The sequence below is a fragment of the Kutzneria sp. CA-103260 genome (assembly GCF_018263855.1).
Classification (GTDB): Bacteria; Actinomycetota; Actinomycetes; order Mycobacteriales; family Pseudonocardiaceae; genus Kutzneria.
The window spans coordinates 4,274,641-4,300,248 of the sequence record NZ_CP073318.1 but is presented as its reverse complement, the minus strand read 5'-3'; the positions used below and the strand labels follow the sequence as shown (position 1 = coordinate 4,300,248).

Sequence of the window (25,608 nt, the reverse complement as noted above, 5' to 3'; positions counted from 1 at the left end):
AGTTGACAGCGGCGACGGTAGGCCGCGCGCACCGGTGCCGCGTCGCCCGGGCGGCGCAACCACACCCGCACCGAACCGCGTAGGGTGCCTTCCCAAGCCACCCCGCTCCCTGCCGACCGGGAGGCGCGCTGACCCTCACACCAGCGGCGGGAAACCATGGGACTGGTCGTCGAATGCCGCAATCTCGACGAGATCGAGGAATTGATCGCCAGGAGGTACGCGTCGATACGGTTCACGACCCGCTCCCAAGATCAGAACCGGCTGCGGCTCACCCAGAACAGGTTGGGGCCGATCGCACTGGATGTGCTCGACTACAGCTTCGAGGCGGACTACGCCGTCGAGCCATTGGGCCGTGTCGCCTTGTTCGGGGTGGAGTCCGGGGCCTTCTCCCATGTGGAGACCGAGGGTGTGCGGGACAGCCACGGCCCGGGTGAGGTGTTTCTAGCCGCCCAACCCGACCGACCCTATGCCGGCCGCGAATGCTGTGCGCGGTTCAGCATCACCTTGCTGGAGCCGGCGTTGCTGTCCCAGGTCGCCGCGACCGCGCCCGGCCGCACCGACTCCCCGGTGCGACTGACCGGCTTCCGGCCGATCACCCCGGCCGCTGGCCAGCACCTGCTGCACACCATCACCTTCCTGCGCGACCACGTCATCTCCGCCCCAACCGTCGGGGACGCCCCGTTGATCGCCTCCACCGCACCCCAACTGCTGGCGGCGACGGTGCTGAACACCTTCCCCAGCACCGCCCTGACCGACCCCACCACCGAGGACCGCCACGACGCCCACCCCGCCACCCTGCGACGTGCCATGGCGTTCGTCGACGATCATGCCCACCACGACCTCACCGTCGCCGACATCGCCGCCGCCGCGCACGTCACCATCCGCGCCCTCCAGTACGCCTTTCGCCGCCACCGCGCCACCACCCCGATGGGCTACCTCCGCGACGTCCGCCTGCACCACGCCCACCAGGAACTCCTGACCACCGACCCGACCCTCGGGGCCACGGTGACCGAGATCGCGGCCCGCTGGGGCTTTTTCCATCCCGGCCGCTTCGCCCGCCACTACCAGCGCGCCTACGGCCACCCGCCGTCCCGGACACTGCTGCGCCATGTTCCGTGACCCGTACCCCGGTGCAGACTCCGAGCCCGGGGGGAGGACAGCCCGGAGTCTGTACCACAGGGATGTGGAAGGCCGGCGGGGTCTGGACCGGCCGACCCGGATGGCCCTGATGGCCAAGCCCAATCTGCCCGCTGGGAACCCCACCTGGCAGCACACCGAACGAACCCTTGTCATCCCTGCTCAGCGACGACACCATCCAGAAAACGAACCGCCTGCACCGGGACGGGAAGCAGTCCCCGCCCGGCACGCCGGTGGCCGACCGCGGGCCGCGGGTCGACGCCGAGGTCACCAGGCTGCGGGACCTCGGCGCGACCCACGTCCGCACGGTCGAGCTAGCAGGCTCCGTTGTCCTGCCAGATGTTCCAGGCGATGGCCGAGCCCGGCGTCACGCCGGTGGACCAGTAGAGCGACGTCCACTTGTGGCTGTTGTAGGACACGACGTTGCCCGGCACGTAGGCGGTGTTGGTGTCCCACGCGGCGATGCCGGAGCAGCCGCCGCCACCGGGCGGCGTGGTCGTCGTGGTGGTAGTGGTCGTCGGCGGCGGTGTGCCGCCACCGCCGCCACCGCCGTTGTAGGCGTCGAAGGCCTTGCTGAAGTCCAGTTTGGACTGACCGATGTTGCTGCACGACGGGAGGCCGCTCACACCGCCGCCGCAGGGCTGGTCGCGGTCGACCGACCAGAAGGCGAGACGGCCGATTCCGTTGGCGTTGGCGAAGTTCACCACGGTCTGGGCGTCGGCCAGGGTGAAGATCTCGGCGGCGTCGTCGTTCTGGCCGATCATCGGGGTGATGCCGATGTTGCCGTAGGTGTCGGACGACCAGAGGCCGCGGGCGAAGTTGAGCGTGGCGGTGGCGGCCTGGGTGGCGTAGGACCCCATCTGCGGGTTGCTGTCCCAGCTGCCGTAGTAGTCCATGGTCATGATGTTGATCAGGTCCAGCCGCGCGCCGTCGGACTTGGCGGCCTGCAGGAACGACTGCCCGTAGTTGTCGGGACCGTTGGGCAGCACCGGAATCGTCACCGAGACGACCAGTCCGGGGTTGGCGCTCTCCAGGTTCTTGATCGCCGCGAACCGCCGGTTGACCGAGGCGGTGTCGGCGATCGCCGCGCCCTCCACGTCGAAGTCGATGTGGTTGACGTGCAACGTGTTCACCACGGTCTGGTACGCCGAGGTGAGCGAGTTGGCATCGGTGCAGGACTGGGCCAGTTCGACCCCGCCGGCCCCGCCGAAGGAGACGATCGCCTGCGCGCCGGCCGACTGCGCGGCGGAGATCTCCCCGTTCACGGTCGGGTCGTTGGTCACCGGCAGCGTGTCACCCCAGATCGGGGTGCAGCCGCTGCCGATCACGAACGCCGCCGTGAACGCCTTCAGGCCGGCGCCGCTGATCGCGGCGTTCAGCATCGGCTCCTGGTTGTTGGTCATGTCGACGTACGGCGCGACGCCGTAGCCGGTCGCGGCCGGGGCGGCGACCGCCTGGCTGGCCGCGCCGGCGTAGCCGACCAGACCGAGGGTGAGCAGCAGGCCGGCGGCCGCCGCCGGCCAGGCCGCCTTGGTGCGTAAGGATCTCATCGCGACACCTCGCAGGGGTTCAGTACCGAACGATGATCTTGGTGAAGTCGTAGGCGCCCTGCGTGATGTTGCTGCAGGTGCCGGGCGCCCAGTTCTCCGGCACGCCGGCCGGGCACTGGAAGTCGCGGTTGACCGACCAGAACGAGAACCAGGCCGGGTGGTTGGCCTGGGCGAAGGCCAGCAGCTGGGTGAACGTGTCCTGGGTGAACAGCTCGCTGGGCTGGTCGCTGTGCCCGTTCATCAACTGCAGGCCCAGGTGCGCCCAGGCGGTGGCCGTGCTCCAGCCGTAGATCGAGGCCAGCTGGGAAACCGCGGTGGTGGCGATGTTCTCGGTCTGCGCCACCTCGGTGCCGCTGGTCAGGCCGGTGTCGAAGTCCATGATGTTGACGATGTCCAGCCGCGCGCCGGCGGCCACCGCCTGGCGGATCTCGTCGGTGCCGCTGCCCGGGAAGCCGACCGTGGTCATCGGGATCGTCAGCGAGACAACGAGATTCGGGTTGTCGCGCTCCAGGATGGCGATGGCTCCGAAGCGGACCGCGGTGTTGGTGTCCAGCGCGCCGTTCTCGTAGTCGAAGTCGACGTGCTTGAGCTGGTACTTGGTGATCACCTGCTGGTAGGCGGCGGCCAGCGCGCTCGCGCTGCCGCAGGTGCTGCCGAGCTCCGTTCCGTTGTAGCCGCCGAAGGACACCGCCGCGTCGCCGCCGGCCGCGCGGATCGCGTTGATCTGCGCCGCCACCGCGGTGTCGTTGGCCACCAACTGGTTGGCGTTGCCGTCCCAGGCCGGCGTGCAGCCGCCGGAGTCCAGCACGAACGCCAGGTTGAACTCCTTCTCCCCGGAGCCGTTGACGATGTCGCCGATCGACGGCGGGGTGTTGTCCAGCGGCATCAGGTACACCGGGTGGCTCCAGCCGGTGTTCGGCGGCGGCGCGACCGTGGTGGTCGTGGTCGTCGTCGTGGTGGTGCTGGTCGGCGGGGTCGAGCCGCCGGCCGGGCCGGTGAGCGTGACGTCGTCGGCGTAGTACGTGGGCTGGCCGTACCAGCCGTGCACGAACACCGTGACCGAGGTGGTCGACGCCCCGGTGGTGAAGGTGGTGCTGAGCTGCTGGTACGACGGAGCGGACTGGGTCCAGGTGCTGGCGTTGACGCCGGTGCCGGTGGCGCCGAGATAGACGTAGGAGCCCTGGACGAACGCGGTCAGGGTGTACGCGCTGTTCGGGGCGACGCTGATCGTCTGCGTGCACTGGGCGGTGGCGCTGGCCGACGGCGTGCCGGCCAGGGCCTTCGTGCCGGCGTGCACCGGCGTCGACACCGTGGTCGCGGTGCCGGCGTCGCAGGTCCAGCCGGTCAGGCCGGACTCGAAGCCGGCGTCGGCGACCAGGTTGGTGGCCGCGGTGGCCGACGGGGCCAGCGTCAGGGCGGCCGTGAGCAGGGCGGTCATGGCGGCGGCCAGCGCCACCGCGATGCCGAGGCGGATGCGTGACAGGGACGGCATGTGTTACCTCCGACGGGCGGCCGTGGAGTGCTCCCCCGAAAGTGGACTAGACCACCTGTCCCCGTCAAGAGCCCGCCGACTGGGAAAAAGCTGGGGGCGGACCACCGGGCCCGGTGGTCCGCCCTGTTGGCAAGGGAAATGACCGATTAGTCGCTCTCCACTGTGGACTACGGCAGCGTCCACCGCTGGTTGGCCCCCGCGCCGCAGTCCCAGATGATCAGCTGCGAGCCGTTGGCCGTGGACGCGCCCGGGTCGTCCAGGCACTTGCCGGACTGCACGCTCACCAGCGAGCCGTTCGGGCCGGAGGTCCACTGCTGGTTGCTGCCGCCGCCGCACGTCCACAGCTGCACGTGGGTGCCGTTCGCGGTGCCGCCGCCGGTCACGTCCAGACACAGGCCGGCGGTCCGCAGCGTGCGGTCCGGCATCACGGTCCACTGCTGCGCGCCGGTTCCGTTGCAGTCCCACAGGTCCACGGTCGCGCCCGGGGCAGTTGCGGAGTTGTAGTCGTCCAGGCACTTGCCGGCGATGCCCGACGGCACCGGCCCGGCCAGCAGGCCGGACTGCTGCCGGATCAGCGCGGAGACCAGGGCGTGGCCCGGGAAGTCGGTCAGCACGACACCGACATGACTGGTGGCCCCGCTGTTGAGGTAGTCGACGGTGCGCGGATTCATGCCCTTGGCCATGTCCTCCGGGTCCGCGCCGAACGGCGAGCAGTTCGCCGACAGGTACGTCGTGTACATCGCGGTGGCGGTGTCGGCCTTGGCCATGTTGGCCTGGGCCTCGCCGAACTTGCTGTTGACGTCGCACTGCGTCCAGTCGTTCTCCACGTACTGGCCCCAGTCGCCGGTGGTCAGCTGGGTCAGGCCGTAGCCGCCGTAGACCTGGCCGCGCGGCCCGGTGAACGTGGTCAGCACGATGTGCCCGCGCGCCTGGCCGACCGTCGGCATGTCCGCGGTGCTGGCGCCGGTCACCGTGGGCGCGTAGAACAGGCCGGGATAGCGGGACACGTAGTCGTTGAAGATCCGGGTCCGGTCGGCCTGCGTGATGGTGGACGGATCGTCGGCGCAGTGCCCGATCGAGCCGCTGCCGCTGCCGCCCTCGGTGGAGTCGCCGTCGCATTCGCCGTGCAGGTCCATCAGCACGGTCTCGCCCGGGTGCGCGGACAGGAAGTTCCGGGCGTGCGTCAGCACGTCGTCGAAGTTCGCGTTCTGGTACACATCGGTGTGGTGGACGGCGAAGGCGGTGTCGTTGTTCACCACCCGCACCCGGATGTCGATCGCCCGGATGCCGGCGGCCAGTTGCGCGTCCAGGGTCGCCGCGCTGTCGCCGTGGTCCTCCTGGGCCTCGTAGAAGGCCGGCAGCAGCCCACCGTGGATGGCGAGCGTGTCATGCGTGCCGGGGATGCTCAGCGCCGCCAGGCTGGCCTGCGCCGGCAGGCCGGCCATCCAGTCCGGGTGGCTCTCCGCGGTGAGGCTGTTGAACGCGTCGGTCGACGAGGACGGCTGGGCCGGCGCCGTCCCGGCGAACGTGAGCAGCAGCAGGGGCGTGGCCAACGCGAGCACGGCGGGATGCCGCATGGTCTTCCTCCATGGGGTCGGTCCGCGAACGACCCGTACGGTGGACTGGACCAATCGTGGTGTCAAGCGCTGTGACGGTTCAGCTGACAGGATCGGACAGGACCGGCCGGCGGCGTTGACGCGGTGAGAAATCGGTGGCCCGGTGGGCGCGCGGGGGAGGAAGATCAGGCGACGTCGAGTGATGGGGGACTGATGCCGGGCAGCTTCCGGTCGCTGCGGGAACCGGTGTTCCGGCAGTGGTTCCTCAGCCAGCTCCTCTCCGCGTCCGGGGGCGTGACCCAGGGGGTGGCGCTGTCCTGGCTGGTGCTCCAGCTCACCGGCAGCGGCCTTGACCTGGGCCTGATGTCCACCTGCACCTTCCTGCCGCTGTTCCTGGTCGGCCCGTACGCGGGCGCGCTGGTGGACCGGATCGGCCCGCGGCGGGTCCTGATCGTCACGCAGAGCCTGATGGCGTCGATCTCCACCCTGACCGCGGTGCTGGCGGCGACCGGGGTCGTGCAGATCTGGATGCTGTTCGCCATCGCGGCGGCGACCGGCATCGTCAGCACGCACGACGCCACCGCCCGGCAGGTGTACGTCTTCGACCTGGTCGGCGCCGACGGGGTGAGCAACGCGGTGGCGCTGAACGAGGTCGTGGTCAACGGGGCCCGGATCCTGGGGCCCTCCATCGGCGGCGCGCTGCTCGGATTCTGGGGCCCCGCGGCCTGTTGTGTGTTCAACGCGCTGACCTTCGTGCCGCCGCTGATCGTGGTGCTGCGGCACCGGGTCAGGGAGACGGCGCACCCGCCACGGCCGCAGCGGATCGGCGGATTGCGTTACGCCTGGCGGAATCCGGTGATCCGGGCCTGTCTGTTGCTGGCGGCGGCGTCCGGAATGTTGTTCAGCCTCAACGTGCCCGTGCCGCTGCTGGCCACCGGCGTGTTCCACCTCGACGGCACGGCCTTCGGACTGATGATGGCCACGTTCGGGGTCGGCTCCCTCCCGGGCGTGCTGCTGGCGGCGTCCGGTCCGAGCCGGCCGAGCGGCCGGCGGGTGGTGATCCTGGCCGGTGGCACCGGACTGTCGATCCTGGCCACCGCGTACGCACCGACCGTGCCGCTGGTGTTCGCCGCCATGGCCGTCACCGGCTGCGTTTCAATCTGGTTCATCTCGCTGGCCAACACGGTGGTGCAGCTGGAATCCGACCCCGGCATGCGGGGCCGGGTGAACGCGGCGTGGAGCATGGCGCTGCCGGGCTGCACGCTGGTCACCGGTCCGTTCATGGGGTGGGTCGCGGGAGTCGCCGGGCCACGGCTGGGTTTCGGCGTGGCCGGGCTGGCGATGCTGCTGGCGGCGGCCGCCGGCTGGCGGGCGCTGACCCGCGTCCGCCTAACCGTCGGCCAGTGAGTCCAGGTAGGCCCGGCAGGTGGCGCGCATCCGGTCCACGGTCATGTTCCGCGAGCCCAGCAGCACCTGGATGGCCAGCCCGTCGATCATCGCGACCACGGTGTTGGCCACCAGCACCGGATCGCCGCCCTTGAGCAGGCCCTGGTCCTGCGCGTCCCGGACCAGGCCGACCACGGTCCGCCGCCACTCGCCGTAGATGCTCTCGTTGAGCTCCTGGAGTTCCGGCTGCCGCAGGCCGTGCACCCACAGCTCGGCCCACACCCGCCAGGCGGCGACGCTCTCGGCGTCCAGCGGCGCGTACGACTCGACCAGGCGGGCCAACAGGTCCAGCGGACTGCCGCCGCACGCCAGCACGGCGGCCCGGCGTTCCAGGGAGTGCCGGAAGTTGTGCTCGAAGGCCGCGTGCAGCAGGGCCTGCTTGCTGTCGAAGTAGTAGTGGATGGTGCCGGAGCTGACGCCGGCCCGCCGGGCGACGTCGGTCAGCCGCAGGTCGTGGATGCCGGCGTCGGCGATCACCGCGCACGTGGCGCGCAGGATCTGCGCCTTGCGCTCGGCCTCGACGCTGGGACGCGGCACGGTCACTCCTCCCGATGGGTGCGACCGCGAGTATAGATAACTGGCTCACCAGTCAGAGATGACGGGAGATCACCAGGCGCATGATGTCCGAGGTGCCCTCCTCGATCTCCTCCAGCTTCACGTCCCGCATCCACTGCTCCACCGGGAACTCCCGGGAGTAGCCCCAGCCGCCCAGCGTCTGCACGGCCGCCCAGGTGACGAACATGGCCGTCTCGGACGCGGTCAGCTTGGCCATCGCGGCCAGCCCGGTGACCCGCTGGCCGGCGTCGATCTGCCGGGCGGCGTGGTGCACCAGCAGCCGGGCCGACTCGATGCGGGTGGCCATGTCGGCCAGCCGGAACGCCACCGCCTGGTGCTCGATGATCGGCACGCCGAACTGCTTGCGCTCGCGGGCGTAGTCCAGCGCGAACTCGTAGGCGGCCCGGGCCGCGCCGACCGCCGCCGCGCCGAGCACCACCCGGGAGATGTCGAACGTGCCCATCAGGCCGTGGAAACCGCGGCCCTCGTCGCCGAGCCGGTCGCTCGCCGGCACGAACACGTTGTCGAAGAAGACTTCCCGGCAGACGATGGCCCGCTGGCCCATCTTGCGCATCGGCTCGCCGAACCGCAGCCCCGGCGCGTCCCGTTCGAGCAGGAACGCGGTGACGCCGGCGGAACGCTTGCTGCGGTCGGTCTTGGCGAACACCACGTAGTACTTGGCCGTGCCGGCGTTGGAGATCCACGTCTTCTGGCCGGTGAGCTCGTAGCCGCCCTCGACCCGGCGGGCCGTGGTGATCATCGAGGCCGCGTCCGAGCCGGCGTTGGGCTCGGTGGTGGCCAGCGCGGTCATCGGCGCGTCCGGGCCGGCCAGCGGGGTCAGCCACTGCTTCTTCTGTTCCCCGGTGCCCAGCTCCAGGATCGGGTCGGCGTAGAAACCGTTGGAGCACAGCAGATTGCCGATGCCCGGGTCGCCCCAGCACAGCTCCTCCTGCACCAGGCACTGGGTGAACACGTCGGTGAAACCGCCGCCGCCGTACTCCTCCGGGAGCATGAAGTTCGTGATCCCGACCTCGCCGGCCCTGGCGAACAGGTCCACCGGCGTCACCACGTCGGCCTCGTCCACCTCCCGCGCCCGTGGCCGGATCTCCCGCTCGGCGAAGTCCCTGCACAGGTTGACGATCTGGCGTTGTTCGGCGCTGAGCGGCCAGGCCGGGAAGTGGGTGGTCATGCGTGGCGTGCCTCCTGACGGGCTACAGGGAAGATCAGGGCGTCGACGGCCAGCGGCCCGTCCGGCCCGACCCGGACCGGGTTCAGCTCCAGCTCGCCGACCAGCGGCGAAGCCGCCACCAGCAACGACATCCGGTGCACCAGATCGGCCAGCCCCCCGATGTCGACGGCCGGGCGGCCGCGCCAGCCGCGCAGCAGCGGGGCACAGTGCAGCCGGCCGAGCATGTCCCGGGCGGTGGCGGGGGAGACGGGAGCCAGCTCGGTGGCGATGTCCTGGCGCAGCTCGGTCTCCGTGCCGCCGGCGCCGACCACGACCAACGGCCCGAAGTCGGGGTCGCGGCGGGCGCCGATGAGGATCTCCACGGTGTCCGGGCGGATGTCCTGCTCCTCGACGACGTAGTCACCGGGGCCCAGGCGGGCCGACATCTCGTCGTACGCCGCGGTCAGCTGGTCGACGGTGGCGAGTCCGATCCGGACGCCGCCGGCCTCGCTCTTGTGCTCCAGCCAGGCGGCTTTCAGCACGTAGGGGGCGGTGAGCCGGGCCGCCCGGGCCAGCTCCGCCCGGGCGCGGACGACGAGGCCCCGGGGGAAGGCGACGTCGACGAGCACCTGGCGAGTCTCCCAGTAGCCCTCGGGCAGGGCGTCGAGGGGCCGGGCTTGGTAGGGCAGCGGCAGCTCAGGCGGCCGCCCAAACGCGACCAGACCGCGCAGCGCCGACAGGGCTGCCTCGATGCGGTCGTACGTCGGGACGCCGACCGCCCACAGGGCGTGGGCGGTGGCGCTGTCCGGGCCCATCGAGTGCACCACCACCGGCTTGCCGGCGTCGGCCACGGCCGCGCCGATCCGTTGCGCCACCGCGACTTCCCGGCCGCCGATGGCCGGAATGTCCAGTCCGTACCGGCCGAAGTAGCCGGTCAGCACGGCGGCGTCCACGTCGTCGCGACGCAGCACCGCCTCGGTGATCCGGGCGTAGTTGGCGATGTCCTGCTCGCCGGCCCCGGCCAGGTCGACGGGGTTGTGCGCGGCCGACCCGGCCGGCAGCGCGACGCCGATGTCGTGCGAGAACGCCGGCACCGTGAGCCGATTCGTGTGGGCCACGTCGGCGGCGATCCCGCACTGCCCGCCGCTGTCGCCGATGATCGCCACCCGGTCGCCGTGCGGCGGCCGGGCCGCCAGCAGGGCCCGGGCCACGTCGATCAGCTCCGACGGCGTGCTCACCCGCGCGACCCCGGCCGCCCGGCACGCGGCGTCCACGACGTCCAGCGGCGAGGTCAGGGAACCGGTGTGCGAGCGGGCCAGCCGGGTGCTGGCCGCGCTGCCGCCGACGGTCAGCAGCAGCGTCGGCTTGCCCACCTCCCGCAGCCCCCGCAATGCCCGCAGCAGCAGCGATCCGTCCGTGAAGTTCTCCAGGTAGACGGCCACCACCTCGGTCGCGGAGTGGTCGGCGAGGTCGGCCAGCAGCTCGGTCGCCGTAACGTCAGCGGCGTTACCCAGCGAGACGAACCGGGAGATGCCCAGCCCGTGCCGCTCGCCCAGCAGCGCCAGCTCCGAGCCGACCTGCCCGCTCTGCGACACGATGGCCAGCGGTCCGGCGGTGAAACTGCCCCAGGCCAGGCACAACTCGGTGGCCGTGTCCACGATGCCCAGGCTGTTCGCGCCGACCAGCCGGGCCCCGCCGGACCGGATCCGTCGCGCCAGCTCCAGTTCGTCCGAGACGCCGGCGGTGATGCCGAGGAATCCCTTGACCCCCAGGGAAAGCCCCTCGGTCACGACCTCCGGCACGTGGGTCGCCGGCACGCAGAGCACCACCAGCTCCGGCACCTCGTCCAGGCTCCGCAGGTTCGTCGCGCAGGGCTGCCCGCACACGGTGCCGCCGCGCCGGCTGACCAGGTGCACGCGCCGTCGACCGGCTCCGGTCAGCGCTCCGGCCGCCAGCCAGTGGCCCCATTTGGACCGGTCCTCCGACGCGCCGACCACCGCGACCGAGGCGGGGTCGCGGAACACGCCCAGTCCGTGCATCACCGCTCCGTAGATAACTGGCTCATCAGTCAGTTATCGTGAGCGCGGCGACAATGATTGTCAACTTGTGGAATCGGGTTCTGGCCGATCGGCCAGAACCCGGCGTCAGTACAGCGGCTTCTGGCCGATCGCCCCGTAGGCGCAGCTCAGCTCGGGGTGCTCGTCAACGTCCTCGGGCGACTCCGGCCGCCACTGCGGCACGTAGACCACGCCCGGCTCGACCAGGTCCAGACCCCGGAACAGCCGGGTGAACCGCCCGCGGTCGCGGGCCGTGAACGGGCTGTCGGTCTGGTCGTACAGGCGGATCACCTGCTCGCCCCGCTCGCCCGCGGCCTCCTGGGTGCCCTGGGAGATCGCGATGTAGCTGCCCGGCGCGATGGCGGTGCGGTAACCGGCCACAATGGACTGCGCCTCGACATCGGACTCGACGAAGTGCAGCACCGCCGACATCAGCACCGCCACCGGCTGGGACAGGTCCAGCAGGTTGGTGACCACGTTGTGGCGCAACACCTCCCGCGGGTCTCTCAGGTCGGCCCGCAGCGCGGCGGCGTTGTCGTTGCCCTCCAGCATCAGGGCGGCGTGCGCCATGGCCACGGAGTCCCGGTCCACGTAGACCACCCGGGAGCGCGGGGCGGCCGCGTGCGCGATCTCGTGCACGTTGCCGGCGGTCGGAATGCCCGATCCCAGGTCCAGGAACTGGGTGATGCCCTGCTCCAGCAGGTAGTGCACGGCCCGCCGCAGGAACCGGCGTGAAGTGCGCAGGATCAGCGGCAGGTCCGGCATCGTCTGCTCGGCGCGGTGGGCGAACTCCCGGTCGACGGCCAGGTTGTGGTAGCCGCCGAGGAAATAGTCGTACACCCGGGCGGCACTGGGCACATCCGGATCCAGTCCCGTTGGCATCCACGCCGATTCGTGCACGAGCCCGACCTCCCGGAAAACTTCATATTCGCCGCGGAAATCCTAGTACAGCCTCACGCCGTCGCGGTGACAACAAGGGTGGGAGGTTTGCGGAGATAATCGCCGAAGTGATCGACGTCGGCCGTCGGCGAGCACTGCGGAGCCCACCACGTCACCTCCCGGAAACCCGCGTTGAGCAGGGCTTTCTCCTGAGTGGCGCGGGACCAGAAGTGTGGCGTGACGTCGATGCTGCCGCCGAGGAACTCACTGCGCAGCCGAACCGGATCGCCGTCACGAAGTTCAGCCGAAGGGGCTATCAAGTCGAATCCGTAGCGTGTGTAGTAACCGGGTTCGGTGGCGAAACCAGGATTGATGGTGACGGTCACGAACATTTTCCCTGGTCCGGACAGGGCGGACCGCGCCGTCGCACACATGGCGGTGAGTGTCTCGACCGTTTCCGCGTACGGCAGCAGGTGCACCGCCAACACCACGTCGAAACGGCCGGAGATCGGCTCCGAGGCGTCCCGCCGGGCGAAGGTCGCCCCGGACGGGTCCTCGGCCTCGCGCCGCCGGGCGTAGTCGACCATGCCGGCCGCGCTGTCCACCCCGACCACCGGCCGCGCCCCGTGCTCGGCCAGCAGTCGGGTGTACGAGCCGGCGCCGCAGCCCAGGTCCAGCGCGGCCAGCCCGGCCACCTCGCCCAGCGCCGCCAGCACCGAGTGCTGCTCCACGTCCCGCCGGTACGGCCACACCTCGAAGCTGTGCTCGTACAGGTAGGCCAACTCCTCGAACTGGCTCGCCGTCATGTCACTCCTCACCAGGTCACGGGCAGCTGCATCGGGCGGGTGAACATGCGGTTCGGGTCCCACGGCAGCTCCCGCTCGCTGACCGCCAGGTCGAGCGTCGGGAACCGGGTGAACAGCGCGGAGATGGCCTCCTGCAAGACAACCCGGGCCAGCTGGGAGCCGAGGCAGTAGTGCGGCCCGGCGCCGAAGGTGGCCGACCCGTCGGTGGCCCGGTGGATGTTGAACCGCTCCGGGTTGCGGTAGTGCCGGGGGTCCCAGGTGACCGCCTGCATCGGCACCACCAGCGCGTCGCCGGCCCTGATCAGCGTGCCGCGCAGCTCCACGTCCTCGCGGGCGACGCGCGGGAAACCCAGGCCGCCGTTGTGGAAGTAGCGCAGGATCTCCTCGACCGCCTTGGGCCACAGGGCCGGATCGGCCTGGCACTCGGCGAGTTGCGCGCGGTGCAGCATGAGCATCATCGGCCCGGTGGTCAGCGGGGCCACCAGCGGGTCGAACGACGTGACGAAGATCAGGAACACCGTGCCGAACATCTCGGCCTCGGTGATCAGGCCCTGCTCGCGGGCCTCGATGAGCGCGTGCACGGGGGAGTCCGGCATCGGCTCCGCCCGGCGTACCTTGATCAGCTTGGCGATGAACTGCTTGGCCGCGTCGGTCTCCTTCTCCACCGCGTCCGGCGTGGAGGACAGGTCCAGGCTCATCGGGTAGACGCGGCGGCACTCCTGCGCCAGGTCCGGCGGCACGCCCATCACCTCGCCCATCGCGTCCAGCGGCAGCGTCGCCGTGTAGGCCTCGACCAGGTCCACCGGGTTCGGGCCGTCGGCCATCGCGGCCAGCAGCCGTTGCGCGTGCCGGGCCACCAGCGGGCGGTGCCGCTGCACGGCGCGGCGGGTGAACCAGCTGCTGAGCACCTGGCGGACCCGGCCGTGCTCCGGCGGGTCCAGGTTGAAGATCGCGTGGTCCACCGAGGTCAGGTCCTCGCCGACCATGCGGGGTGAGCCCGGCTCGGCCAGGTTGCGGCTGAACCGGTTGTCGGCCAGCGCCTGGGCCACGTCGTCCTTGCGGGTCAGCATCCAGGCCGTGACGCCGCTGGGCAGCCGCACCGGGCAGACCGGCTTGGCCTGCTGGGCCCAGGCGGTCAGCGGCGGCAGCGCGCCGGTGTCACCGAGCGGGAACGGGTAGTGCAGCGGAAGATCTGGTTCGGCCGTGCTCGTCATGATTTTGCTCCTTTTGCTCGACGACCGCCCACGCCTGTCCGGGCTGTGCGCTGAGAATGGAGTCGCTACGGGCGATCTCCGCCACCAGTGGGGTGGCACGGTGGTACACGAATACGCTGCCGTTCGTCCCGAAGAGGCTCGGACCGTCCGTGAGCAGCGGTATTTCGGCAATCACGTAACGGACCGCGATGTCGATATCCCGGTCCGTGACCAGGTGCCCCGCGGCCGAGTTGGCCACCACCTCGGCCGTCATCTCACGGCAGGCCCGGCGAATGCCTGGGTCGGTCATATAGGCGATTCGGGATCGGTTCAGCGCGGCTCGGTAAGCGTGGTCGGCGTGCAGCCGGGTCCAGCTCATCACATGCCTGGCCGCGTCGGGAACCCCCAGGTCGGCGAGGGCTTGCACGGCCGGGTTGCGCAGCTGGCGATAGGCCCTGCGGGCCCGGTGCACCGCCTGGGCGGGCGGGTGGCCGGCCGCGACCAGCGTGTATGCCGCCTCGAACCCCGGAATGACCACGTCAATCGATCTGAATCGGGGATGCAGCCAGGAAATCAGGTTTCGGATGTATTCCGGCTTGTACCGCCCGTTCTGCGGGCTCAACCCGACCAGCACGTGGTCGTGGTTGTCGGCGCGGGAACCGGCTAACGGCGTGATTGTGAACATCGGCGAGCCCCTTCCTTGTCCACGGCAAGTTGCCGTCGGACTGGACGAGCCGGACGACTGCGCTTTTTGCATAGCCATATCTGCAAATTTCGGCATAAGTCTATGTGGTTGCACTACGGCACGCACAGGACTAGTTCGTGTGAATAACCAATCACTCCCCGCGTCCGGCATTCACTCTCGCGGGTGGCCGACTAGGCCGTCCGGGGTCCCGCACTACCCGTGTCGGTAGATCCCCCGGTCACCCGCTCCTCGGCCCCTACTGGCAACCGTCCCCCACCATCGGGTGACATTGCCGCGAACCATCCGGACCACCGGCGGGCCATGCAGCGCCGCTACGGCTCGCGGCACGTGTTCTTCGCCGGCCGCTCCATCGAGTCGAACGTCGCCTTCGACCAGCGGCTGCTGGACGCGATGCGGTTCGGCTCGCGTGGGGACGCGCTGTTCTCGGCCGGCGTGGATCGCGGCGTGCACTACTGGGAACTCGACCCCGACCGGGCCGGGCCGTTCATATGCCAGGGGTACTGCCCGTCTGGCGGCTGACGGGGTGTCAGCCGCCAGACCTCAGGGCGTCAGCCCTGCGTGGACTCGGCCCGCTTGGGCAGCTTCCAGCCCGGACGGACGAAGTGGCAGGTGTAGCCGTTCGGGTAGCGCAGCAGGTAGTCCTGGTGCTCGGGCTCGGCCTCCCAGAACGGGCCGGCGGCCTGCACCTCGGTGACGACCTTGCCCGGCCACAGGCCGGAGGCGTCGACGTCGGCGATGGTGTCCTCGGCCACCCGGCGCTGCTCGTCGCTGGTGTAGAAGATGGCCGACCGGTAGCTCAGGCCGATGTCGTTGCCCTGGCGGTTCTTCGTGCTCGGGTCGTGCACCTGGAAGAAGAACTCCAGCAGGTCGCGGAAGCTGGTCACGCTGGGGTCGAAGACGATCTCGACGGCCTCTGCGTGGGTCCCATGGTTGCGGTAGGTCGCGTTGGGCGTGTCGCCACCGGAGTAGCCGACCCGGGTGGACAGCACACCGGGCTGGCGGCGGATCAGGTCCTGCATGCCCCAGAAGCACCCGCCGGCCAGCACCGCGGTCTCGGTCGTGTTGCTCATCGCTCCCTCTCTCGATCCGTTCCCCCCGGTCGATACAACACCGGTCAGGACGGTTTTGGTCCCGGCTGTGACGTGCGTCCGGTCCAGCGTAAGCACTGGGTAAGAACCAGGGAATCCACTGACGAACTTGTTCGTAACGAACATGTTCGTTAAGGTGGGGTCATGACCAAGACGCTGATGGTGTTGCACGGGGGCCCGGGACGGCGGTCGGTGCAGCCGATCGTGGACCGCTTCGAGCCGACGCACCGGGTGCTCGCGCCCACTCACGCCGGCTGGGATGGCACGTCTCGGCCCGACTGGTACGAGGGGCCGGACGACCTGGCGATGGAGTACCTCGACCTGCTGGACGACGAGAACATCGAGGACTTGGTGGTGATCGCGACCTCCTTCGGCGGCTGGATCGCCGCCGAGATGGTGATCCGCGACCGCGGCCGGCGCATTGGGGGACTGGTGCTGATCGACGTGATCGGGCCGCGGATCCCGGGGCTGCCGGTGGCCACGCCGAACCCGGACCAGGCAGCGCAGCTGCCGCCGGCGGTGCGGGACAACCTCGGGGTGCTGGCCCACTACATGGCTCCGCATCCGCAGGGCGACCCGCGGCTGCCGCATCGGGTGGCGAGGGTGACTGTGCCGACGCTGGCCATCTGGGGCGAGGACGATCGGGTCGCCCCGCTGGAGTACGGCCGCGCCTACGTGAAGCACTTCCCGAAGGCGGAGTTCGTGTCGCTGCCGGGTGTCGGCCATGCCCCGTTGATGGAAGCCCTGGAGCGCACGCTGGACCTCATCGCCGATTTCCTGCGTCCCTGACGAACGTGTTCGTCACGAACGCGTCCGTTAGGCTCGATCCCATGTACAACCGACGGGAACGGCCGGCCAAGCCGGCGCTGACCAGGGACGGCATCGTCGGCACGGCGCTGGCGGTGATGCGGGCCGAGGGCATGGACAAGGTCACCATGCGGCGGCTGGCCAAGGAGCTCGACACCGGGCCGGCCTCGCTCTATGTCTACGTCCGCGACACCGAGGAACTGCACGCCGCGATGCTCGACGAGCTGCTCGGCGAGGTCGACCTGGACCCGGGCCGCTCGCCGGACTGGCGGGAGCGGCTGCACAAGGTGATCACCTCCTACCAGCGGGTGCTGCACGAGAATCCGAGCCTGGCTCGGGTCGCGATGGTCACCCGGCTCAGCGGTCCGAACTACCTGGCCGTGGTCGAGGCGGTGCTGGGCCGGCTGGCCGAGGGCGGCATGCCCAAGGCACAGGCCGCCTGGGCGGTGGACATGCTGCTGCTGATCGCCACCGCCAGCGCGGTGGAACACGGCACCCAGCAAGAGAATCTGGCGGCCGCGGTGGCCAACCACGACCGGCTCGAACGGGTGGTCGCCGACGCCCCGGCCGACACCTACCCCAACATCGCCGCACACTCCAGGGAACTGATGGCCGGCCCGGCCGTGAATCGGGCGCGCTGGATGTTCGACGTCCTGATCAGCGGGGCGCTCGGCACCCCTATACCGTGATCGGAGAAACGCAATGAAGATCAGCATCGTCGGCGGCGGCCTCGGCGGCCTCACACTCGCCCGGGTGCTGCACGTCAACGGCGTCCAGTCCACTGTGTACGAACTGGACGCCTCGCCGACCGCCCGCGACCAGGGCGGCACCCTGGACATGCATGAGGAGTCCGGGCAGCGGGCGCTGCGCGAAGCGGGCCTGTTCGACCAGTTCCGGGCCGTCGCCCGGGACGAGGGCGAGGCGATGCGGCTGATGGACGGCCGGGGCACCGTCTACATCGACGACGTCGCGCCCGAGCCCGGCGGCCGGCCCGAGGTCGACCGCAAGGAGCTCAAGCGGATTCTCGTCGAGTCCCTGCCGGCCGGCACGGTGCGCTGGGGCGCCAAGGTCACGTCCGTGACTCCGTCGACGATCACCGTCGGCGGCGAGACTGTCGAGTCCGACCTGGTCGTCGGCGCCGACGGGGCGTGGTCGAAGGTCCGGCCGCTGCTGTCCGACGCCCGGCCGATCTACTCCGGGCTGTCGTTCGTCGAGATCCATCTGTCCGATGTGGACGCCAAGCACCCGGACGCCGCCGCCTTTGTCGGCCCCGGCTCGATGTTCGCCCTCGACCACGGCAAGGGTGTGATGGCCCAGCGCAACGGCGACGGCCGGATCCGGGTCTATCTGGCCATTCGCGCCGAGGACGAGAACTGGGCCGGCACCGAACTCGTCGACCCCGCCGACCCGGTCCAGACCCGCCTGCGGCTGCTGGAGCTCTTCGACGACTTCGCCGAACCCCTGCGCGGCCTCATCGCCGACGCCGACGCCACCTTCGTGCCGCGGGCGATCCACGCCCTGCCCGTCGGGCACCGCTGGACGCGCGTCCCCGGCGTCACCCTGCTCGGCGACGCCGCCCACCTCATGTCGCCCTTTGCCGGCGAGGGCGCGAACCTGGCCATGCTCGACGGCACCGACCTGGCCCTCGCCCTCGCCGCCGGCTCTGACGTCGAGACAGCGCTGACCGCGTACGAGACCGCCATGTTCCCCCGTGCCGAGGAGGCCGCCCATGACTCGGCGACCAACCTCGTGGAGTGCTTCGAACCCGGTGGCGCGCAGCGGCTCGCCGGGGTGATGGCCGGCTGACCGAGCTCAGGTCAGCAGCCAACCGCCGTCGATGTTCAGGTCGTGCCCGTTCATGCCCCCGTTGCGCAGCAGGAACGCGGCGACGTCGTCCATGGTGATCAACCGAAACGGGGCGATCTCCCGGACCAGCGTGTGCATCAGGCCGACGACGACCGATCGGGCAGTCAGTCGAAGTCGGCCCCGCGCGACAGCTTCTCGTGCACGCGCAGTTCGGTCAGCGTCGCCTCGAACTTGGTCGTGGCCGACTCGAAGGCGGCGTTGCCGAGCACCAGCCGCTCCGGCGGGTTGGCCGAGTTCATCGCCTCGATCACCGCGCGCACGCCCCGGTCCGGATCGCCCGCCTGCTTTCCGTTCTCCGCCACGAATGCCGCGCGGACTTCGGTCAGCAGCGGGTGGTAGGCGTCGACGGTCTCGCTGATCGGCTCGTCGTCGAAGCCGGCGTACGCGTTGGTGCGGAACGCCCCCGGCTCCACCGACAACACCTTGACACCAAACGGTTCCACCTCGCGCCGCAGTGCCTCGGTGAGGCCTTCCAGGGCGAACTTCGCCGCCGAGTAGTAGCCGAATCCGGTGATCCCCACCAGGCCCGCCAGCGACGACATGCTCACGATCCAGCCGCTGCCACGTTCGCGCATGCCCGGCAACACCGCGCGGATCACGTCGACCGCGCCGAAGAAGTTGAGGTCGAACGTCCGCCGCACGGTGTCGTCGGTGCTGCCCTCCACCGAGCCGTACCAGCCCCGGCCCGCGTTGTTGACCAGCACGTCGATGCCGCCGAACCGCTCCTCGGCGGCGCGCACCGCCCGCCGGATCTGCTCCCGGTCCGTGACGTCGAGCGGCAGCACCAACACCCGATCACCGTGCTGCTGCGCCCATTCCGCCAGTTCATCGGGCCGACGGGCAGTCAGTGCCACCCGGTCGCCGATGGCCAGCGCCGCGTTCGCGTACGCCATGCCGAAGCCGCCCGGTGTGCCACCGGTGATGAACCACGTCTTCACGCCCAGCCTCCTCCGCTACAGCTGCTATAGCCATGACTGTAGCGCCACTACCCACTCGCTGTCGACGCCACATGTGGTCCACAGGGGTCTGCCCCCAACGAACGTTGCGAACGTCCGACTCGAAATGCACGGGCGGAACGCGTCTGTTAATCGCAGCAACGACGTCGGTCAGTGGACGACGTGCCGGTGGGTTGAGCCCCGGCGAATGCACTCTCCTGCCGATGACAGAGTGGGATCCGCCGATTGGTCGCAGCGCCTGCGACTGGGCCACCTCGTCCTGGTTCTTCCCACCCGTCACTGGAGCCCCTGTCCGCTGTCAGGCACTGCCGACAGACGCCGGGCGGTCATGTCGAGGAGGCGCCATTACGGCGCGTTAGCCGGTCACGTTGGCTCGGCGACCAGGTCGGCGGCGAGGAAGGGCCTCACGAGACCGAGCAGTTCTCGGGGCCGATCCAGCGGAATGATGTGGCCGCAATCCGGCATGAGATGTCCGGTGAGGTCGTCGGCGATGGGGCGTAGCTGTCGTTCCAGCGCAGCGCCGACCGGGTGAGCGCCGATCGCCAGCGTGGGCACGGTGAGCCGGCCACCGGCCACGGCGTCACTGAGGTGGCGGGCGGTGGTGGGCAGTGCGCGGTAGTAGGAGAAGGCGCAGCGGAGGGCGTCGACTCCGGTGTAGGCGTTGATGATCGCGTCGTGGATGTCGGGTGGCACGCGCCGGCTGCGGGTGCCGGCGGTGAGGAACCAGTCGATGTACTGCTCCTCGTGTCCGATGAGGACCGTTTCGGCGAGACCGGGGACGGCATGGAATCCGAACCACCAGGGTGGACCGGCGGCGAGGAACTCCTCAGCGCCGGGCAGCGAGCCCAGCAGCGCTTCCATGACGACCAGTCGTCGGATCCGGTCGGGTCGGCGCAGGGCGAGCAGGACCGCGACCGGGGTGCCGGCGTCGATCGCGACCACGGCCGCCGTGGGTTCGGCGACGGCGTCGAGGATCCCGTCGATGTCGTCGGCCAGAGTGCCGGCGTCGTAACCGTCCGGGGCGCGCGTGCTGGCGCCGAATCCGCGCAGGTCGGGGGCGATCACCCGGTGGTGCGCGGACAACGGGCCGATGAGCTCGCTCCACACCTGCCAGGTGTGCGGAAAGCCGTGCAGCAGCACGACCGCAGGACCGGCGCCGGCCGTGGCCACGTTGAGGTGGACGCCGTTGGTCGCGATCCGCCGCAGCTCGACCTTCGGCGGGCGGGGTGACGAGGTGTCGGACACAGTGCCTCCGTCGGTTACCATCGGTGACCACAGAACCGTAGGTAACCGTGGTTGTGGTGCCAAGACGGCACTTTGCCGACAGGTGGTGAGGTCAAGGTGACCACTCAGCCCGTGCGGGTGGAGCGCGCCGGTCGCGGCGATCTGTTCGATCCCCGGTGTCCGACGCGTCAGCTGCTGGACCGCATTGGCACGAAATGGACGTCGATGGCGGTCAAGGTGCTCGCCGAGGCCGCCCCGGGTGAGGTGCGGTTCGCCGAGTTGCGGCGGCGGATGTCCGGCGTGTCGCAGAAGATGCTGTCGGTGACGCTGCACAGCCTGGTCCGGGACGGGCTGGTCGGCCGTCGGGTGGAGCCGACCGTGCCGCCACGGGTGCACTACCGGCTCACGGAGCTGGGCTTGTCGTTGGAGGCTCCGCTGGCGGCGTTGCGGGCTTGGGCGGAAGAGCACATGGTGGAGATCGATCAGGCCAACGCCGTCCACGACGCGCAGCACGCCGATGTCCTCGACAGCATGTGAAGCCAGCTGCGCGACAAGCGAACCAGCAACTGCTGGCCAAGCCGAAGGCCCTCTGTCGCGACGACTACACGCGAACGGCCCAACCACACTCCCGGCGCGCCGATACGCAGCGGTGTCGAACGCCGAACATCCGCTCACGCCGCATTGAGTGAGAACGCCGACGCGAACGAGCGTTCGACGTTGAGTAAGTGGACGGTCCATAGCGAACGAGTCGTGGACGCCTCGACTGAAGCCGGTCATGTCCGATTCCGTTCACGACCTTGGAGAGTTCACGGGCAGGCATCTTCATGACGCGCATGAGTTCTGTCTATGTGGCATATGAAGGCGACGACGGACCACATGTGGCGTTTGGTGTCGCTGGTGTGTGGGGTCGGGGTGGTCAGGTGTGGTCGGACTCGGCGGCTTCGTTGAGGGCGTCCATGGCGTCGGCCATCTTGTGCAGGGCCTCGGTGTCGAGGCGCTTGAGTAGCCGGCGCTTGTTGTTGCGGCCGGCGTCGCGGAGCTCGGCGAGCATGGCGGATCCCTTGGGGGACAAGTAGATTCGGCGCACCCGGCGGTCGTCGGGGTCGACGGCGCGGCGGATGAGGCCGCGAGCGGAGAGCCGGTGGGTGATGCCGGTGACGGCGGCGAGGCCGACGCCGAGGGCGCGGGCCAGGTCCTGGCCGGAGGCGCCGTCCACGAAGGACACGACGAGCAGCGCCTGCAACTGCCGCATGGTGAGGTCGGTGGACGCCAGCGGACTGGCCCCGCCGGCCGAGGTGAGCCGCAGGAACCGATCCTCGGCCTGCTCGATCCGCTCGATCAACCGATCCCTGTTGTCCACTGGCGCCTCCCTGAAAACCTGGCGCCGATAGTTTACGGCATGCATACTGTTCACATCATGTGAAGTATTTCCGCGTCACGGGGAGGGTGACATGGACGTGCCGGTGTTGATCGTCGGGGGCGGGCCGGTCGGGCTGTTCCTGGCCGCTGAGCTGCGGTTATCCGGGGTGGCTCCGCTGGTGGTGGAGCGGCTGGCCGAGCCTGACGAGGGCAAGAACGATGACGACCGCGGGCTCACGGCCCGCACCATGCAGACACTGGACCTGCGCGGGCTGGGTGATCCGGTACGCGCGATGACCGCTGCGGCCCTGCGCCGCCTGGCCGGCCTCAGCGAGCAGACCGCCGGGGACGATCCCGGTGATCTCGCGGAGCTGATGGCCAGTCTGGGCATGGCCGACTTCAAGGGCGACTTCGCCATGCTGCCGTTCATCGACCGCCACGGCGAGCTGGCTGATTTGGCCCCGCCGCTGATGGTCATGCAGGGCGAGTTCGAACGGCTGCTGGCCGACCGGGTCGCGGAGCTCGGCGTCGAGGTCCGCCGGGGCCTCGAACTGGTAGCCGTCGAGGACGAGACGACTGCCGTTTTCGCTGACGGCACAAGGATATCCGCTGACTGGTTGGTCGGCTGCGACGGCGGTCGGAGCACGGTGCGCCGCCAGGCCGGCTTCGACTTCCCCGGCACCGACCCGTCCATGCTGGCCCGCACCGGGATCGCCGCCTACGACGGCGATCTGCCGTTGGCACCGGGCATTCACCGGCTCCCCGACGGCATTCTCGCCGTCGCCCCGGCCCCGTCGCCGAGCATGACCATCGAGTTCGATCCGAGCCCGTTCGACCGCGACTCGACGCTGACCGCCGAGGAGTTCCAGGCCAGCCTGCGCCGGGTCAGCGGTCACGACTTCACCGTCACGGCGATCGAAAAGCCGATGCGGATCACCGACAACGCCCGCCAGGCCTCGACCTACCGTCGCGGCCGGGTGCTCATCGCCGGCGACGCCGCCCACGTGCACTCGCCGATCGGCGGCCAGGGCCTCAACCTCGGCCTCCAGGACGCCGCCAACCTCGGCTGGAAACTTGCCCTCGTCGCCCGTGGCGTGGCCGACGACGAGCTGCTCGGCACCTACACTGCCGAACGGCATCCCGTTGGCGCGCAAGTGCTTCGCGACAGCCGGGCCGAGTCGGCGCTGATCCGCACCGATGCGCAGACCGAGGCCCTGCGCGGCGTGCTCGCCGAAGCCCTGGACGCCCGGACCATGCTGGAGCTGAGCCACGGCTTGCGCATCCGTTACGGCGACGACAAAAACCCGCTCGTCGGCACTTTCTCCGCCGACACCCGGCTCCTCGACGCCCGCGCCCGCTACGTCGGCCCGGACGTCGAAGTTGTTGGCCCGTGGGAAGATCGCGTCGCCGTCGAGTCCGGATCGGGCGAGGGAACGTTGATCCGCCCCGACGGCTACCTCGCGTGGGCCGGCACCGACGCCGACGAGTTGCGGGCGGCGCTGCGGCGGTGGTTTGGCACGCCTGTCGGAAACCTACATTCGGTGTGCCGCTGAGCGTGACTCGCGGAAGCTAATGCGCCAGGAGGGGTGGGCTGGGCGCCAGCCGATGCCGCGGGCATGGGCGTTGTCGGCGCCGCGAGCGAAGGGGGTGCGCTGATCCGACGGGGCCGGCGGTTCGGCGTCGACCAGGGCGCAGAACTCCGGCACCCACTCGGTGGCCGGGGCCGGCTCGTCGTCGCAGATGTTCACCGGGCCGGTTTCCCAGTCCAGGGAACGTAGTGCGGCGGTGGCGGCGTCGTCGATGTGCACGAAGCTGGTGACGTCACGGTTGGCCGGCAACTGCCCGGCCCGCGCGGCCTCAGCCATCAGGCCGGTGGGGGAGTACCAGGTGCCAGGCCCGTAGAAGGTGCCGTAACGCAGCACCACATGCGACTCGACCCGGGCGGCCTGCGTCTCCAACTCGGCGATGCCGCGCACGGTGGTCTGCCGAGGTTCCGGGGCGGTGAAGTCGAGCGGAGTGTCCTCACTGGCCGGCGCAGTGCCCGGTTCGTACGCGAAAGCGATGCTCTGCACGACAAATCGCCGCACGTCGGCGGCCAAGGCGGCCTCGACGAGGTTGCGGGTGCCGACGACCCGGATCGCCGAGTTGGCGGCGAGGTCACGGGAGGCCAGGTCGGTGAGCTGGTGCATGACGACGTCCGGCCGCGCGGCCGCCACCGCCGCCCGCAGGCTGTCGGCGTCGAGGGCGTCACCGGCGGCCGGTTCGGCCCCCAGCTCGCGGATCCGGTCCGCGCTGGCGGTGGACCGGGCCAGGCCGGTGACGTGGTGTCCGTGGGCGAGCAGCAGCGGAACGAGGCGACGGCCGAGGGCTCCGGTCGCGCCGGCAAGGAAAACACGAGCCATGACCGGAACGTTAGCCTGAGCGCACCACGCCGGCATGGTCCAGTGTTCCCACGAAAAGTGGGACCAGAAAAGGTGAGCTGCGCACGACTATCGGCGGGTGGTTACCCCGGTCGCGGCCCCCTACCCTGGGCTGGCGCGCACTCCGGTGGCACCGGTGCCCCCCTTGGTGAACCACGGAACGGAGACGGCTTCATGATCCCTGCCCGTCATCGATGCCTGACCATCGCCACCCTGCTCGTCGCCGGCCTGGCAGTCGCGGCCCCGACAGCCGGCGCCGCGCCGTTGTCCGCGCGGCAAGCGACCAACCTCGGCGCGACCGCCCAGTCCCTGCTCGGCGACCGCACTGTCGGCTCCTACTACGACCACCACCAGCTGATCGTCAGCGTGACTGACGACGCCGCCGCGGCACAGGTCCGCGCGCTGGGCGCGGTCCCGGCCAAGGTGCCCTACCGTGCCTCCGAATTGGCGGCCGTGACGTCCCATCTCAACCAGAACGCCCGAATTCCCGGCACGGCCTGGCGAGTCGACCCGCGCACCGGCCAGGTGCTGGTGACCGCCGACTCCACCGTCACCGGGGCCAAGCTGGCCTCGCTGACCAAGGAGGTCAACGGCTTCGGCGGCAAGGCCCGGCTCAAGACCACCGCCGGCAAGCTGCGCCCGCTGATCGAAGGCGGCGACGCCATCTGGGGCCAGGGCCTGCGCTGCTCGCTGGGCTTCAACGTGCACGACTCCAGCGGCAACCCGGCCATCCTGACCGCCGGCCACTGCGGCGTCGCGACCAACGACTGGTGGGCCGACAGCGGCGACAGCCAGCACATCGCCACCACCTCCCAGGCTGATTTCCCGGGCACCGACTATTCGTACGCGGTCTACGACCAGGGAGTCGACGCGCCGAGCGCCGTCAACACTGGCCAGCAGATCGACCAGGCCGGCGACGCAGGAGTCGGCGAGTCGGTGACGCGCAGCGGTTCCACCAGCGGCGTGCACACCGGCCAGGTCACCGGCCTGAACGCGACCGTGAACTACCAGGAAGGCAGTGTCAGCGGTTTGATCGACACCGACGTCTGCGCCGAGCCCGGCGACAGCGGCGGCGCGATGTTCGACGGCGACACCGCCCTGGGCCTCACCTCCGGCGGCAGCGGCGACTGCAACTCCGGCGGCGAGACCTTCTTCCAGCCGGTGCCCGCGGCGCTGAGCGCCTACGGCCTGACCCTGCCCTGACCGACTCTGCCCTGATCCACCGCTGCACTGATCCACCCCGGCCTGGTTCCGCGTCGCGCTCCGCGCGGAACCAGGTCCTCAGTAGCGTGTAGAGAACGGCCGACCGGCTCCGACCCACTGGTGACCGAGCTCGAAGACGT

General features: G+C 70.2%; 25 protein-coding genes. 9 read left to right on the top strand and 16 right to left on the bottom strand.

From position 1 onward, the window contains the following. The first annotated feature begins 156 nt into the window (after positions 1-156). Entirely contained in the window at positions 157-1,119 is a 963-nt protein-coding gene (locus tag JJ691_RS18350; protein WP_211769966.1) for a helix-turn-helix transcriptional regulator, read from the top strand. 332 nt (positions 1,120-1,451) lie between these two features. On the opposite strand, the gene JJ691_RS18345 is transcribed toward JJ691_RS18350, so the two are convergent. The 3 genes from JJ691_RS18345 to JJ691_RS18335 form a co-directional block, all read right to left on the bottom strand. Further along, a complete protein-coding gene (locus tag JJ691_RS18345; RefSeq protein ID WP_211769965.1) occupies positions 1,452-2,687 on the bottom strand; it encodes a chitinase in 1,236 nt (411 codons plus the stop codon). Between the two features lie 19 nt (positions 2,688-2,706). Further along, the gene (locus JJ691_RS18340; protein ID WP_211769964.1) at positions 2,707-4,179 is read right to left on the bottom strand and encodes a carbohydrate binding domain-containing protein; all 1,473 of its coding nucleotides are present in this window, start codon (positions 4,177-4,179) and stop codon (positions 2,707-2,709) included. Positions 4,180-4,346: 167 nt separating this feature from the next. Then, complete coding sequence (locus JJ691_RS18335; protein ID WP_211769963.1) at positions 4,347-5,756, bottom strand: phosphatidylinositol-specific phospholipase C domain-containing protein; 1,410 nt, start codon at positions 5,754-5,756, stop codon at positions 4,347-4,349. Between the two features lie 123 nt (positions 5,757-5,879). On the opposite strand from JJ691_RS18335, the gene JJ691_RS18330 reads away from it, so the two are divergent. Beyond that, complete coding sequence (locus tag JJ691_RS18330; protein ID WP_256449401.1) at positions 5,880-7,142, top strand: MFS transporter; 1,263 nt, start codon at positions 5,880-5,882, stop codon at positions 7,140-7,142. On the opposite strand, the gene JJ691_RS18325 is transcribed toward JJ691_RS18330, so the two are convergent. From JJ691_RS18325 to JJ691_RS18295, 7 genes are all read right to left on the bottom strand, one after another. Next, positions 7,125-7,718, bottom strand: a complete 594-nt coding sequence (locus JJ691_RS18325; protein WP_211769961.1) for a TetR/AcrR family transcriptional regulator — start codon at positions 7,716-7,718, stop codon at positions 7,125-7,127. The genes JJ691_RS18330 and JJ691_RS18325 overlap by 18 nt on opposite strands. A 52-nt stretch (positions 7,719-7,770) precedes the next feature. Further along, a complete protein-coding gene (locus tag JJ691_RS18320) occupies positions 7,771-8,925 on the bottom strand; it encodes an acyl-CoA dehydrogenase family protein (protein WP_211769960.1) in 1,155 nt (384 codons plus the stop codon). Continuing rightward, complete coding sequence (locus JJ691_RS18315) at positions 8,922-10,943, bottom strand: acetate--CoA ligase family protein (RefSeq protein ID WP_211769959.1); 2,022 nt, start codon at positions 10,941-10,943, stop codon at positions 8,922-8,924. Before JJ691_RS18315 ends, JJ691_RS18320 begins: the two co-directional genes overlap by 4 nt. Before the next feature lie 105 nt (positions 10,944-11,048). Continuing rightward, positions 11,049-11,843, bottom strand: a complete 795-nt coding sequence (locus JJ691_RS18310; protein WP_211769958.1) for an SAM-dependent methyltransferase — start codon at positions 11,841-11,843, stop codon at positions 11,049-11,051. A 71-nt stretch (positions 11,844-11,914) separates the two neighbouring features. Continuing rightward, on the bottom strand, positions 11,915-12,646 hold the full coding sequence (locus tag JJ691_RS18305) for a class I SAM-dependent methyltransferase (protein ID WP_211769957.1): 732 nt from the start codon (positions 12,644-12,646) through the stop codon (positions 11,915-11,917). Between the two features lie 8 nt (positions 12,647-12,654). Continuing rightward, a complete protein-coding gene (locus JJ691_RS18300; protein ID WP_211769956.1) occupies positions 12,655-13,860 on the bottom strand; it encodes a cytochrome P450 in 1,206 nt (401 codons plus the stop codon). Further along, the gene (locus JJ691_RS18295) at positions 13,805-14,524 is read right to left on the bottom strand and encodes a tRNA-dependent cyclodipeptide synthase (protein WP_211769955.1); all 720 of its coding nucleotides are present in this window, start codon (positions 14,522-14,524) and stop codon (positions 13,805-13,807) included. Before JJ691_RS18295 ends, JJ691_RS18300 begins: the two co-directional genes overlap by 56 nt. Before the next feature lie 321 nt (positions 14,525-14,845). On the opposite strand from JJ691_RS18295, the gene JJ691_RS18290 reads away from it, so the two are divergent. Further along, positions 14,846-15,064 carry a hypothetical protein gene (locus JJ691_RS18290; protein ID WP_211769954.1) on the top strand — a complete coding sequence of 73 codons (219 nt, stop codon included), beginning with the start codon at positions 14,846-14,848 and terminating at the stop codon, positions 15,062-15,064. A 29-nt stretch (positions 15,065-15,093) separates the two neighbouring features. Here JJ691_RS18290 and msrA read toward each other — a convergent pair whose 3' ends face one another. Further along, positions 15,094-15,615: a peptide-methionine (S)-S-oxide reductase MsrA gene (gene msrA, locus JJ691_RS18285; RefSeq protein WP_211769953.1), complete on the bottom strand. Its 522-nt coding sequence runs from the start codon at positions 15,613-15,615 to the stop codon at positions 15,094-15,096. Positions 15,616-15,777: 162 nt separating this feature from the next. Here msrA and JJ691_RS18280 point away from each other — a divergent pair, with 162 nt between their 5' ends. From JJ691_RS18280 to JJ691_RS18270, 3 genes are read left to right on the top strand one after another with little or no spacing between them, the layout of a single operon-like run. Further along, positions 15,778-16,422, top strand: coding sequence for an alpha/beta fold hydrolase (locus JJ691_RS18280; protein WP_211769952.1), 645 nt, complete (start codon positions 15,778-15,780; stop codon positions 16,420-16,422). 41 nt (positions 16,423-16,463) lie between these two features. Further along, on the top strand, positions 16,464-17,129 hold the full coding sequence (locus tag JJ691_RS18275; protein ID WP_211769951.1) for a TetR/AcrR family transcriptional regulator: 666 nt from the start codon (positions 16,464-16,466) through the stop codon (positions 17,127-17,129). A 13-nt stretch (positions 17,130-17,142) separates the two neighbouring features. Continuing rightward, positions 17,143-18,246, top strand: coding sequence for an FAD-dependent oxidoreductase (locus tag JJ691_RS18270; RefSeq protein ID WP_211769950.1), 1,104 nt, complete (start codon positions 17,143-17,145; stop codon positions 18,244-18,246). Between the two features lie 6 nt (positions 18,247-18,252). Here the strand turns inward: JJ691_RS18270 and JJ691_RS52935 are convergent, their stop codons facing one another. The 3 genes from JJ691_RS52935 to JJ691_RS18260 form a co-directional block, all read right to left on the bottom strand. Further along, positions 18,253-18,384 (bottom strand): hypothetical protein, encoded by a 132-nt coding sequence (locus JJ691_RS52935; RefSeq protein ID WP_256449400.1) that lies wholly within the window; start codon positions 18,382-18,384, stop codon positions 18,253-18,255. 26 nt (positions 18,385-18,410) lie between these two features. Continuing rightward, the gene (locus tag JJ691_RS18265) at positions 18,411-19,244 is read right to left on the bottom strand and encodes an oxidoreductase (RefSeq protein WP_211769949.1); all 834 of its coding nucleotides are present in this window, start codon (positions 19,242-19,244) and stop codon (positions 18,411-18,413) included. A gap of 381 nt (positions 19,245-19,625) precedes the next feature. Continuing rightward, positions 19,626-20,507, bottom strand: coding sequence for an alpha/beta fold hydrolase (locus JJ691_RS18260; protein WP_249228015.1), 882 nt, complete (start codon positions 20,505-20,507; stop codon positions 19,626-19,628). A 96-nt stretch (positions 20,508-20,603) separates the two neighbouring features. Here JJ691_RS18260 and JJ691_RS18255 point away from each other — a divergent pair, with 96 nt between their 5' ends. After that, positions 20,604-21,023 carry a winged helix-turn-helix transcriptional regulator gene (locus JJ691_RS18255; protein ID WP_442912729.1) on the top strand — a complete coding sequence of 140 codons (420 nt, stop codon included), beginning with the start codon at positions 20,604-20,606 and terminating at the stop codon, positions 21,021-21,023. 379 nt (positions 21,024-21,402) lie between these two features. Here JJ691_RS18255 and JJ691_RS18250 read toward each other — a convergent pair whose 3' ends face one another. Further along, complete coding sequence (locus JJ691_RS18250) at positions 21,403-21,846, bottom strand: MarR family winged helix-turn-helix transcriptional regulator (RefSeq protein ID WP_211769947.1); 444 nt, start codon at positions 21,844-21,846, stop codon at positions 21,403-21,405. Positions 21,847-21,937: 91 nt separating this feature from the next. On the opposite strand from JJ691_RS18250, the gene JJ691_RS18245 reads away from it, so the two are divergent. Further along, complete coding sequence (locus tag JJ691_RS18245) at positions 21,938-23,398, top strand: FAD-dependent monooxygenase (protein WP_211769946.1); 1,461 nt, start codon at positions 21,938-21,940, stop codon at positions 23,396-23,398. Here JJ691_RS18245 and JJ691_RS18240 read toward each other — a convergent pair. Continuing rightward, positions 23,378-24,247: an NAD-dependent epimerase/dehydratase family protein gene (locus JJ691_RS18240; RefSeq protein ID WP_211769945.1), complete on the bottom strand. Its 870-nt coding sequence runs from the start codon at positions 24,245-24,247 to the stop codon at positions 23,378-23,380. The genes JJ691_RS18245 and JJ691_RS18240 overlap by 21 nt on opposite strands. Positions 24,248-24,439: 192 nt before the next feature. Between JJ691_RS18240 and JJ691_RS18235 the strand changes: the two genes are divergently transcribed. Continuing rightward, a complete protein-coding gene (locus JJ691_RS18235) occupies positions 24,440-25,468 on the top strand; it encodes a S1 family peptidase (protein ID WP_211769944.1) in 1,029 nt (342 codons plus the stop codon). Positions 25,469-25,608: the final 140 nt, after the last annotated feature.